Source organism: Streptomyces sp. NPDC037290, from assembly GCF_055603245.1.
In genome coordinates this window covers 427,402-438,815 of the sequence record NZ_JBVJVZ010000004.1, presented here as the reverse complement: position 1 = coordinate 438,815, position 11,414 = coordinate 427,402, and the positions used below count along the sequence as shown (strand labels likewise).

10 protein-coding genes are annotated in these 11,414 nt (G+C 69.7%); 4 read left to right on the top strand and 6 right to left on the bottom strand.

Translation table 11 applies throughout. From position 1 onward, the window contains the following. The first annotated feature begins 580 nt into the window (after positions 1-580). Positions 581-802 (top strand): hypothetical protein, encoded by a 222-nt coding sequence (locus ACZ7HQ_RS16995; RefSeq protein ID WP_470990103.1) that lies wholly within the window; start codon positions 581-583, stop codon positions 800-802. Between the two features lie 79 nt (positions 803-881). Here the strand turns inward: ACZ7HQ_RS16995 and ACZ7HQ_RS16990 are convergent, their stop codons facing one another. The 3 genes from ACZ7HQ_RS16990 to ACZ7HQ_RS16980 all read right to left on the bottom strand — a co-directional run bounded on the left by ACZ7HQ_RS16990 (position 882) and on the right by ACZ7HQ_RS16980 (position 4,522). Next, positions 882-3,554 (bottom strand): WD40/YVTN/BNR-like repeat-containing protein, encoded by a 2,673-nt coding sequence (locus ACZ7HQ_RS16990; RefSeq protein ID WP_470990101.1) that lies wholly within the window; start codon positions 3,552-3,554, stop codon positions 882-884. 84 nt (positions 3,555-3,638) lie between these two features. After that, entirely contained in the window at positions 3,639-4,166 is a 528-nt protein-coding gene (locus tag ACZ7HQ_RS16985; protein WP_470990099.1) for a sialidase family protein, read from the bottom strand. Next, entirely contained in the window at positions 4,163-4,522 is a 360-nt protein-coding gene (locus tag ACZ7HQ_RS16980; RefSeq protein ID WP_470990097.1) for a hypothetical protein, read from the bottom strand. The genes ACZ7HQ_RS16985 and ACZ7HQ_RS16980 overlap by 4 nt, the downstream gene beginning before the upstream one ends. 25 nt (positions 4,523-4,547) lie before the next feature. On the opposite strand from ACZ7HQ_RS16980, the gene ACZ7HQ_RS16975 reads away from it, so the two are divergent. Together ACZ7HQ_RS16975 and ACZ7HQ_RS16970 are read left to right on the top strand one after the other, a co-directional pair. After that, positions 4,548-4,766, top strand: a complete 219-nt coding sequence (locus ACZ7HQ_RS16975) for a hypothetical protein (protein ID WP_470990096.1) — start codon at positions 4,548-4,550, stop codon at positions 4,764-4,766. Between the two features lie 18 nt (positions 4,767-4,784). Further along, the gene (locus tag ACZ7HQ_RS16970) at positions 4,785-5,018 is read left to right on the top strand and encodes a serine hydrolase (protein ID WP_470990694.1); all 234 of its coding nucleotides are present in this window, start codon (positions 4,785-4,787) and stop codon (positions 5,016-5,018) included. Between the two features lie 667 nt (positions 5,019-5,685). Here ACZ7HQ_RS16970 and ACZ7HQ_RS16965 read toward each other — a convergent pair. Continuing rightward, positions 5,686-5,889, bottom strand: coding sequence for a cold-shock protein (locus tag ACZ7HQ_RS16965; protein ID WP_014670069.1), 204 nt, complete (start codon positions 5,887-5,889; stop codon positions 5,686-5,688). A 758-nt stretch (positions 5,890-6,647) separates the two neighbouring features. On the opposite strand from ACZ7HQ_RS16965, the gene ACZ7HQ_RS16960 reads away from it, so the two are divergent. Beyond that, positions 6,648-8,333, top strand: a complete 1,686-nt coding sequence (locus ACZ7HQ_RS16960) for a ribonuclease J (protein WP_470990095.1) — start codon at positions 6,648-6,650, stop codon at positions 8,331-8,333. Between the two features lie 689 nt (positions 8,334-9,022). Here ACZ7HQ_RS16960 and ACZ7HQ_RS16955 read toward each other — a convergent pair. Together ACZ7HQ_RS16955 and ACZ7HQ_RS16950 are read right to left on the bottom strand one after the other, a co-directional pair. Then, complete coding sequence (locus tag ACZ7HQ_RS16955) at positions 9,023-9,265, bottom strand: DUF5302 domain-containing protein (RefSeq protein ID WP_470990093.1); 243 nt, start codon at positions 9,263-9,265, stop codon at positions 9,023-9,025. 205 nt (positions 9,266-9,470) lie between these two features. Continuing rightward, entirely contained in the window at positions 9,471-10,886 is a 1,416-nt protein-coding gene (locus tag ACZ7HQ_RS16950) for a DEAD/DEAH box helicase (RefSeq protein WP_470990091.1), read from the bottom strand. Between the last annotated feature and the right edge of the window lie 528 nt (positions 10,887-11,414).

Below are 11,414 nucleotides of genomic sequence, written 5' to 3'. Positions count from 1 at the left end.
CTGGATGGAACCCCTCCCCCCCCCCACCCCCCCCATTCCCCTGCCCCTCCCCCCTCCCCCCAACAACCCCACTCTCCCCCCCCGGCGCCACCCCGGTCCCCCACCTTTGTGTATGAGCACGGGACTATGGGCGCAGGAACCGGGCGCCGGACCCGGACGTCACAGTGGCGTGCGGTGACGTGAGGAGGCAGTTGTGGCGCTGGAGCAGCAAAGACGCAGGCCGGTGCTCAGAGGGTCGTGGTTCGGGGCCGCCGTCGTTGCCGTCGGCTGCCTGCTGACCGCCTGCGGAGGCAGCGGCAGCAGCGCCCACTCCGGCTCCACGCCACCGCGCTCTTCCGCCGACCCGCGCGCCACAACGCCGTCGTCAAGCAGTACAGGGAGGGCAGGTCACCGAGCCTCGCCGGCCACGTCGCCATCGGCGACAGCACCTCCCGAGACTCCGTCGTCGCCACCCAGGGACACCGCCAAGCCCCGCCCTGCGGCCTCTGCGTCGTCAGGCTGCCCGGCAGGCTCTGCCACGATCACCCACAGCGCCGGGGATGCCTCGGTCCGAAGCCTGTGTGTGCGATCCGGTACGACGGTGACCGTCGTCCTGGAGCCCCGCGCCCAGGGCTCCTGGCCGCAGCCGCGCAGCAGCAACCCGATGCTGGCGCTGGTGACCTCCTCCGCCACCGGCGGCAGGGGCGTCACCCGGGTCACGGTGCGTGCCGCGCGCATCGGATCGGCATCCGTGACCTGGGGTCCCGAGGGCGCGCCGCTCTTCACGCTCCGGCTGAGTGTGGCGGCGTATCCGGTGCGGTGAACCCGAACGCCGGACGGCCGGTGGCCCCCGGGTCGGGCGGCACCGGCCGTCGTCGTGCTACGCAGCGTACGGGTGGTGATCAGTCCTTGCGGCCCTTGAGGCGCCGTACGTCGAAGGACCAGATGCCGCGTCCGTGCGTGGCGGCGTACAGCTTGCCGTCGGGGCCGAGGCGGAGCTGCATCACGGCCGTGGTGGGCAGGTCGTGGCCCAGGACCAGCCACTTCGTGGCGCCGGCCGGCCGGTAGAAGGTGGCCAGGTCGGTGCCGAGGGCGAGGCCGCCGTTCGGCAGGAGCTTGACCGTGTCGGCGGGGACATCGGGCAGGTTGGCCGAGATGTCCGTCCAGCTCGCGCCGCCGTCCTTGGACTCGAAGACGTGGCCGACGCCCGCGCCCGGGCCCTCGGTCCACTTGCGGGAGAAGCCGTTGATCGCCACGTACACGTGCTGGGCGTTGGCCGGGTCGATCTCGAAGCCGGAGACGTAACGGTTCGGGATGGTGCCGTCGACGGGGAGGTTGAGCTGGTGCCAGCCGGTGCCGTCGGCGTTGCCGACCGCGATGCCCCGGGTGAAGCCCTGGTTGTTGCAGGGGCCGCACCAGCCGACGTACACGGTGCCACCGGACGAGGCGACGGCCGTGGCCACGTGGCCCTCGCCGAGGTCGTACGCGTTCGTCCACTCCTTGCCGGAGCGGATCGCGAAGCCCTTGGTGTTCGCCCACACGTGCCGGCCGCCGGCGATCCAGGTGTTGGTGTCCTTGGCGTCGGCGGCGATCGGCGCGATGAAGCGGGCGCCCGCGCCGCCCTGGTCCTTGTCCGGCGGGGCGACCTCGTACTCGGTGGCCTTGGACGGGTCCGTCGGCCAGGAACCGTCGTTGACACCACAGTTCTGCGTGACCCACATGTCGAGGTAGACGTACTCGGCGGCGATGTTGCAGCCGTTGGCGGGGTCGGCGATGGTGTCGCCGCCGTCGCCGCCGAAGTTCGAACCCATGACCTTGTCGTGGCCGCGCAGGATCGACTGGCCGTTGTCCTGCAGGCCGCCGGTCACCGAGACGCCGCCGTTGGTGAGGTCCTTGCCGACGCCCACCGAGTAGTACTGGAGGGTGTCGAGGGTGCCGTCGCTCAGGGACTGCCAGTCCTTTGCGTGACCGCCGGAGTCGACGGCGCCGTTGAGCGGGCGGCGGTAGATGCCGCCGTCGTTGCCGACGTACGCCCAGGTCTTGCCCTTGTAGCTGCCGATCGCCACCGCGTGCTGGTCGGAGTGGGTGGTGGGCGAGCAGTCACCGGTCTGCTTGGCCGGGTCGATGCTCCAGCAGGGGAAGGGGAAGTTCCAGTACGGGCCGGGAACGGTCCAGCTCTGGCCGCCGTTCTTGGTCTCGAAGACCTCTTCCAGACCGAGGTAGACGTGGTCGGCGTTGGCCGGGTCGACCTGGAGGAACTGGTTGTACCAGGACTGGATGCCGGGCATGTAGCCGGCACTCTGCAGCGCGGATCCGGACGCCTTCAGCTTGGTGTAGTCCGCGATCAGCGTCCACGGCCCGAACGGCGAACCGCTCTTCGACACGTACACGCCCTTCAGCCCGCTGTCCGGGTTGGCGGCCATCTGCGCCGGCGACTGGTCGATGGCGTACAGGCGCGAGCCGTCCGCCGCCGCGGCGAAGGTCATGTTGCCGACGTCGGCACTGCTGGCGGGCAGGTCCCCGAGGCCGCTGACCGGCTTCCAGCTGCCGTCGTCCGCCTTCGCGTACAGCCCGTTGTACGTGTCGCCGCCACGCCAGCCGACCGCGAGAAGGACCTTGTTCGGGTCCTTGGGATCCACGGCGATGTCGTTGGCGATGTTCTTGTACGGCGCGCTCGGGTCGTCCGCCTTCGAACCGCCCGGCAGATAGTCCGGGTTGGGGGCGAATTCCTGCTTCCAGGGTCCGGACAGGGTGGTCGTGGAGTGTGACCAGACGCCGGTGCTGGTGGCCGCCCACACCTTGGTGCCGGCGAACCGCAGCGCATGGATGACGGTGGACTCCAGCTCGGCGCCGCCCACGCGGTCGCCGGGCTGGAACTGGCCGTGGCGCGGGTCCTTCAGGACGTACACGCCCGTACCGACGAAGGACGTCGCCCCGGTGTTGGACTCGCCGGTGGCGTACCAGAGCCGCTTCTGACCGTCGAGGGCGAGGGTGCCCGTCGACAGGGACGGCAGCTTGTCGGAGATCGGCTTCCAGTGCCCGCCGCCGGTCGTGGAGCGGAAGACACCGCCGTTGGCGCCGCCCGCGTACACATACCCCTGGTCGTCCGCGGCGATCCCGGTGATCCGGCCGGTCACGTCGCCCGCGCCGCCACTGGAGTTGGAATTCACATCGCGGTAGCGGGGGTCGTCGGAGTTGTACGCCTTCTTGGTGACGTGGTCCCAGCCGCCCGCCGTGTGCCGCATCGACTGCAGCTGCTGCCAGGCCGCCCCGTAGGCCCCCGGCGCGACCACACCGGGTGCGGTGCGGGCCTCGGTGAACTGGGCCGTCGCCTCGGCGGAGTTCTCCGCCTCGTCGGCCCCGTCGTCATCGCCCTCCGCGGCGAACGCGGACATGCCGTGACCCGCGTGCACCGCCTTGATGTGCTGCCGGCCCATGGCGGCCTGGTGGCTCGCCTGCCAGGGGCGGGGTCTTGCGTTGTTCGACGCCGCGAACGACTGGGCGCTTACCAGTGCGAACGCGGCCGCTACGACGGTGCAGGTTATGAACCGCCGCTGGTGCTTCGGGGGCAACATGCCCTCTCCTCCCTGCGACGGGAGCATGGGGGTGTCCCGACGCAGAGGGGATCTTGGCGTGACCACAACAGTCACACAAAGGGCTCACAGGAAAAATGGCGCTCTGTTTACCTTGCGCCTCACATGAACCCGAAGTTCCGGCAGCTTCGGCCGCTTTGCGACGCCTCTTCGATCACCGGACGAGCCTGTGCGGCCGGGCTCCCAGCGTTCCTGCGGTGCGCGCTGGGGCTGTGGCCGTGGCCTCGTCGCGTCGGTGGGGGCGTTGGGATCGACTTCGGGTACGGAGGTGTCCACGAACGGGCGTGCCTCGGTCCAGTGCCGGCCGCCGTCGCGGGTGATCGAGATGTAGGCGGGCCCGTCGTAGACCTTGGCAGAGTCGTCCTCGTCGATGCGGTCCCAGACCTGGTAGGCGACGCCGGGGTGGGCAGGGTCGGCCGTGACGGCGTTCTTGTCGTCGGTGAACTGGGCCTGTGTGTCGTCGATCAGGCGGGTGGTGTGCTTCCAGGTGCGTCCGCCGTCGTACGAGGTCGAGGCGGCCACTCCGTTCCGTGCGTCGGTGGCGTCGAACACCAGACCGCTGGCGTAGACCGTGCCGTCGGGGCCGGTGCTCACCCAGCCATCAGAGGCGCGCTGGTGGTTGAGCCGCCCGGCGCGCAGTGTGAGAACGGCAGCGGCGTCTCGGTGAAGTGCCGCCCGTCGCGGGTGTATGTCGCGGTCAGACCCCGGGCGCCGCCGTTGGACCAGCGGTCCTGCTGGAAGATGCCGACCGCGTTGTGCGGGTCGCGGGCGCTTGCGGTGACGTACGGTTCGCCCTCTGCGGACAGGTAGTTGGTGCCGGTCCCGTCGCCATTGATGTCGCAGGCGGCGTAAGGGTCGGTGGGTGAGACCAGGTGGACCGGCTGGCTGTCGCTCGAGGCTGCGGAACTGCCCACTGTGGCGACGAGCAGGAACCCAGCGGCGGCGGCCACGAGAGACGCTCTTGTACGTGTGCGCATGGCGATTCCGGGAGCGATGGCCGACGCGATCCGGGACGCCACGTCGCCGGAGGAGGGCGAGGCGATGTGGCAGCGGGTGCTGGCGTCGCCGGGGATGCGGCCGGGGCGGATCAGCAGTGCGACCGCCGACGACCTGGCCGCCCTGGTCCGCGCGGTCTGGCGGGACGAGGCCGGTCCTGCCGAAGCGTGCTCGAACCTGCGCCGGGTGATAGGATAGCAGCGGCTCACCCGGAAGATCGCCACCGGTTTCGGGCCAGAAGTGCTGGTCACGTCCAAGTCGGGCACCGTGCCGGGTGGCGTCAGCAACGACGTCGGGGTGGTCACCTTTCCCGACGGGCGGCGGTATGCGATCGCCGTCCTCACCCGGCCGCTGACACTCGGGGCACCCACCCACGAGGACGTCCTCGGCACTGCGGCCCGGGTGGCCCTGGACCACCTTCGCACGAATGGGGCGCCCCACTCCGAGTGAGGATCGCGGGGCCGCGCCTGGGGGTGGGGGCGCGTTCGGCGGGGAACGTCGGAATGCCGCTTGGCCAAGTGAAACGACGTCTCAGGACGGCTCAGGGTTCAGCCACTCGGGTGGGTCTCCCGTGGTGATCAGCTTGCTGCCCACGAGATCGCCCCACACTGCCATCGCCGCACTCAAGCGTCGGGCGTGTGTGGTGGCACCAGCTCACATCTGGCGGACCACGACCAGCCCAACCCTTCCGCACTAGCCCGGGATCGGGCATGTGATTGTTTGGCTACGGCGGGCGAGTCCTCACGGCAGTTCCCACGCTTGCAGCCAACCACCGCTGGTGGAGACGAACATCATGCGGCTCTCAACGGCGGGCTGTCCACGGCCTTCTTCGCTCCACCACGCTGGCAGCTGGGCCGTACTCCGGCTGGTTGATCCCACGCGTGCAGGACCCCAGTACGGTCACTGGCCCAGATCCGATCGCCCGCCATGAACGGCGTGGTGGTGAAGGCGCCGCCTGCGCTCTTGCGCCACAGCTCTCTGCCAGAGAGCGGATCGAGGACTGCAAGCCGCCCAGGCCAGCGCCCGGCCGCACCCCGTAGTCAGATGAACCGTCGTGCGACGGTAAGGGCCCGGCGTCCCGAAGCCGGGATGCCGGGCCCCCCTTACCGGGGCGCGATCAGGCGGGGCGGATGTTCTCAGCCTGCGGGCCCTTCTGGCCCTGCGTGACGTCGAACTCGACCTTCTGGCCCTCCTGCAGCTCGCGGTAGCCCTGGCTGGCGATGTTGGAGTAGTGGGCGAAGACGTCGGGGCCGCCGCCCTCCTGCTCGATGAAGCCGAAGCCCTTCTCGCTGTTGAACCACTTCACTGTGCCCTTGGCCATGACTGTCTCCTTTGAGGGAAACCGGGCACGCACGCTGCGCGACCGGGAGGTGATCGCCCTGGTCCGGAGAGGTGCTGAACAGCAAGAACGCCCGTGAGGCGATCACGGGCGAACAGAACTTCGGAACCACGACTGCTGATCACAACGCTATAACGGCATGACGGAAGCCGCTAGCGAAAACGCGCCAGCATCCGGCCCGGAAAGAAGGGCTGGATCGCCCGTGAGGCTCGGCCGATGGTGATCAAGCAGCTTCGCGCCCTTCTTCTGCACAAGGCTGCGCCGAGGCATGGCCTCTCCCCGCCGCCGGCTGTTCTCCGGGGGCTCCACCGATCATGCGTGACCGGCCCCTCCCCACACGCCGTCACCTTGGACTTCCCGGAACCGGCTCGAGACCGGACGAGCCGCCCCCGCGCGACCTCGTCGTCGAGTTCGACGGGACACCGCATCGGCTTCCTGCACGGCGGGCGGGAGCGGCAAGCGCTTCTGGGACACCGCCATCTGTCTGCCCGGCGAAGGAAGCTGCCTCGGGGCCCTCGCAGCCCACTTGCTCCTGAGCGCCTAGGACACCCGAGTCTCGACTACTGCGAGTGGACCAGTGCCGAGGCCCGCCGGGAGGCAGCGAACGCCGGAAAACGCGACAGGGCGCACGAGATCTTCTCGATCCTGCCGAGGCACGCTGCGGGTGCCCCGCTCCGCCGGGAAAGGGAGATCGCGCAGGCAATGGATCACCTGTCCCGCTCTCCGGGTACCGTCAGGGTATGAGTCATCCGCACCCCGAGCTGAAAGCCGCCCCGCCGCTTCCCGAAGGAGGGCTGCGGGTCATCGCCCTGGGCGGCCTGGGTGAGATCGGCCGCAACATGACCGTCTTCGAGCACGCGGGCAAGCTGCTCATCGTCGACTGCGGCGTGCTGTTCCCCGAGGAGACCCAGCCCGGCGTGGACGTGATCCTGCCGGACTTCACCTCGATCCGGGACCGGCTGGACGACATCGTGGCCGTTATCCTCACCCACGGCCACGAAGACCACATCGGCGGCGTGCCGTACCTGCTGCGCGAGCGGTCCGACATTCCCCTTGTCGGCTCCAAGCTGACGCTGGCGTTCCTGGAGGCCAAGCTCAAAGAACACGGCATCCGGCCGCGCACGGTGCGGGTGCGGGAGGGCGACCGGCGCGGCTTCGGGCCCTTCGACTGCGAGTTCGTGGCGGTCAACCACTCCATCCCCGACAGCCTCGCGGTCGCGATCCGCACCCAGGCCGGGATGGTGCTGCACACCGGCGACTTCAAGATGGACCAGTTCCCTCTCGACGACCGCATCACCGATCTGCGCGCCTTCGCACGCCTCGGCGAGGAGGGCGTGGACCTGTTCCTCACCGACTCCACCAACGCCGAAGTACCCGGCTTCACCACCTCCGAGCGAGAGCTGAACCCGGCGATCGAGCAGGTGATGCGCACCGCGCCGCGCCGGGTCATCGTCTCCAGCTTCGCCAGCCACGTGCACCGCATCCAACAGGTCCTGGACGCCGCCCACCAGCACGGCCGCAAGGTCGCCTTCGTCGGCCGGTCGATGGTCCGCAACATGGGCATCGCCCGTGACCTGGGCTATCTGAAGGTCCCCTCCGGTCTGGTCGTGAGCACGAAGGAGCTGGAGAAGCTCCCGGACCACAAGATCACGCTGGTGTGCACCGGCTCCCAGGGCGAACCGATGGCCGCGCTGTCACGGATGGCCAACCGCGACCACCTGATCCGCATCGGCAAGGGCGACACCGTCCTGCTCGCCAGCTCCCTCATCCCCGGCAACGAGAACGCCATCTACCGGGTGATCAACGGACTCACCCGGTGGGGCGCCCACGTGGTCCACAAGGGCAACGCCAAAGTGCATGTCTCCGGGCATGCCAGCGCCGGCGAACTCGTCTACTGCTACAACATCGTCAAGCCCCGGAACGTCATGCCCGTGCACGGCGAATGGCGCCATCTGCGGGCCAACGCCGACCTCGCCATCCGTACCGGTGTCGACCCCGACCGGGTCGTCATCGCCGAGGACGGCGTCGTCGTCGACCTGGTCGACGGGCGGGCTTCCATCACCGGCAAGGTCCCCGCCGGCAACGTCTACGTGGACGGCATGGAAGTCGGCGGCGCCACCGAAGCGTCCCTCAAGGACCGCCTCACCCTCGCCGCCGAAGGCGTGGTCACGGTGGTGGCGATCGTCGACGCAGACACGGGCGCCCTCGCCGAGGCCCCCGACTTCCTGGCCCGCGGCTTCGTCCACGACGACACCACCTTCGAACCGGTCATCCCCGTCATCGAGAAGACCCTGGCCACCGCGGCCGAGGAAGGCGTCGGGGACGCGCGCCAACTCGAACAGCTCCTCGCCCGCGCCGTGGCGAACTGGGCGTTCCGCACCCACCGTCGCAAGCCGCTCATCATCCCCGTCATCATCGACGCCTGAGCCGCGGCCCGGCAGCACGGTCCGCGGTTCCGGTGGCGGCCCCGCGACCATCGAGGTCGGGTACGCCCGGACCGGACGGTGCCGAAGCCGCCGGACTCGACGAGGCGGATCCTCGCCGTGGGCGGCCGGCAGGTCCGCGAGGGAGTCGGTGTTGCGGGCGACGACCCTGTCGCCGCGCTCCAGGGCCGCCTGCGCAAACTCGCGGCCGAAGCCATGGGAGGAACCGGTGACATGGCGGCGGTGCACCCCGCTCAGATGTTGCACAAGATCGGACAGCGTCCACTCGGGGCAGGCCGGCACCTGCACGTCGTGGCTGGGCACGACGGCGACCGCTGCCCGGAACGCGACCGTCTGTGCGTCGTTCAGCCGCAGCAGGACGCGGAAGGAATGTCCTTGCCACGCGGATGTCTACCGTCACCCCGGACAACCGCAGTCGATTTTCACAGCGGTACAGGGGCACGCACGGCGCGCAACACCGGCCGCGTACCCTCGGACAAGGCAGTGCCCTCATCCCGGAATTCCAGTTCGGCGGCGCCACCGACCCGAGCCAACCGCATCTGGGCCATTCCCCCAGGCGAGTCACCGGCTACGCCCCGCCCGCAACGCGCACACGGGCATGCGCACGTCGCGGGCCACTGCACGGGACGCGCGAGTGCCGGTGAAGCGGTTAGATCGCGGGACTCATCGACTCAGCCGCCGCTCTTGCGCCTGAACGACCGCTGGCTCGCAGCCGGGCCGTGCGCCGAACGCACCTTCGATGCATCGGACTTGGCGGCAATATCACCGGCATCCGCCTGCGCACCGCGCTTGCGCGCCAGGGCTTCGCGGAACTTGCGCTTGAGGTCGTAGTTGCCGTCGCTGTCCGGCTCCAGAGGGGACGTCTCGGGGGCAGCCGGCTCCGAACCTTCCGTGGATACGGGCTCTGCGGTCATGGTGACCTCCTGGGTTCGGGGGGGGGCAAGCACAGCTTGTCATGCCGGGCGCAGTGCGAGGCGCCGGCAACATCATCCTGCCCCGTTTCGGCGGGCATCCCTCCCGCGGCCAAAGGCGTTGACTTCGTAGGTGAGGCACACAGGACGGCTTCGGGCCGGGCCGAGGGTGGTCGATCCCGTGGCCAGGCTGCCAGGGCAACGGCTCTCAGCCGTTGCGACGCGCGAGGGCGGCCCTGCGGGCCTCGGCGAGCTTGCGGGCCTCGCCCGCCTTTCGGGACTTGCCGCCGGCGCCGCGGGAGGTGCCCTTGCTGGTGCCGAGGCCGCGGAAGGGAGCGTTGGTGTTCTTGGGTCGGGGGACGGTGGGCCCGCCGTCGAGCGGGATCCCGGAGGGAGTCTTGGCGCCGGTGATCCGGCTCAGCTCCGCCTCGCCCGAGCGCACCTTGGTGACGGTCGGCTCGATGCCGACCCCGGCCATCATGCGGCTCGTCTCGCGGCGCTGGCCCGCCAGCACGAGCGTGACCACGCTGCCGGACTCACCGGCACGGGCGGTGCGGCCCGCCCGGTGCACATAGTCCTTGACGTCGGTGGGCGGGTCGACGTTGACCACGAGATCGAGGTCGTCGACGTGCAGGCCACGGGCCGCGACATTGGTCGCCACCAGAACGGTGATCTGGCTGTTCTTGAACTGCGCCAGGGTCCGTGTGCGCTGTGGCTGGGACTTGCCGCTGTGCAGGGCCCCGGCGTGCACCCCGCTGGCCCGCAGATGCCGGGTGAGCTGGTCGACGGCATGCTTGGTGTCGAGGAAGAGCAGTACGCGGCCGTCGCGGGCGGCGATTTCCGTGATGACGGCATAGCGGTCGGGGCCGTGGACGACCAGAACGTGGTGCTCCATCGTCGTGACCGTGCCCGCGGCCGGGTCGACCGCGTGGACGACGGGGTCGTGGAGGTAGCGGCGGACCAGTTGATCGACGTCGCGATCGAGAGTGGCCGAGAAAAGCATCCGCTGACCGTCGGGGTGCACCTGGTCGAGCACGTCGGCAACCTGCGGCAGGAATCCCAAGTCGGACATCTGGTCTGCCTCGTCCAGCACGGTGATTCTCACCCGTCCCATGCGGCAGGCGTTGCGCTCGATCAGGTCGTGCAGGCGTCCGGGGGTGGCGACGACCACCTCGGCTCCCTGGCGCAGCGCGGCGACCTGCCGGCCGATCGACGTTCCGCCGACGACCGTGGCGATCCGCAGCCGCAGTGCCTCGGCGTACGGCGCCAGCGCCTGGGTGACCTGTTGGGCCAGCTCCCGGGTAGGCACCAGGATCAGAGCAAGGGGCTGCTTCGGTTCCGCGCGCCGCCCGGCCGTCCGTACGAGCAGCGGCAGGCCGAAAGCGAGCGTCTTGCCTGATCCGGTGCGCCCGCGTCCCAGGATGTCGCTCCCCTCCAGGGCATCGGGCAGTGTGGCGGCCTGGATCGGAAAGGGTTCGCGCACCCCGAGTTCGCTCAGTGTCCGCAGCACCTCCGTCGGCAGTTCCAGACCGGCGAAGGTGACGGCCGGGAGCAGCGTCGGGGTCGTTGCCCCAGGCTGGGCGGGACTGCCGTGAGCGACACCGGAGTCATGGAGATGCTTCATAAACAGCCTTCCGCAAGGGAACTTACCGAGGAAGGCCCGGCAGGTTTGGACAGCCCGTGCACAGTCGAACGGAACAGACAGAATCGCCCACCGCGATGACCACGCAAACGCGTCAGACTAACACACGGCATAACCTCAGCGCCGCTGATACCGATCGCCCCTGTGTACGGGGCTGGCAGCGGGTCGGCCTGGAACAACCGTCTGCCAGCCGGCCGCGGACCAGAGCTGCGCTCCCTTGGTACTCCAGTGAGAGTTCTCCATTTGCCCTGGTCAGTGGCCTGTCGTTGGGGAGTGTAAGGAAAGCCCCACCTGCGTGAACGGCAGCGATCTGGACCACGTGGACGCGTGAGGCGGCGTCGAGCCATTGGAGCGTCGAATCTCGGATGTTCTCGCGTTCGGGCTTCCGGTACCGGGGGGGGGGGGGGGGGGGGGGGGGGGGGGGTGGAGGGGGGGGGGGGGGGGGGGAAAAAGGGGGGGGGTCCAGGGCGGGGGGGTTCTCTTTTTGGAGTGGGGGACACCCAAGAGGAG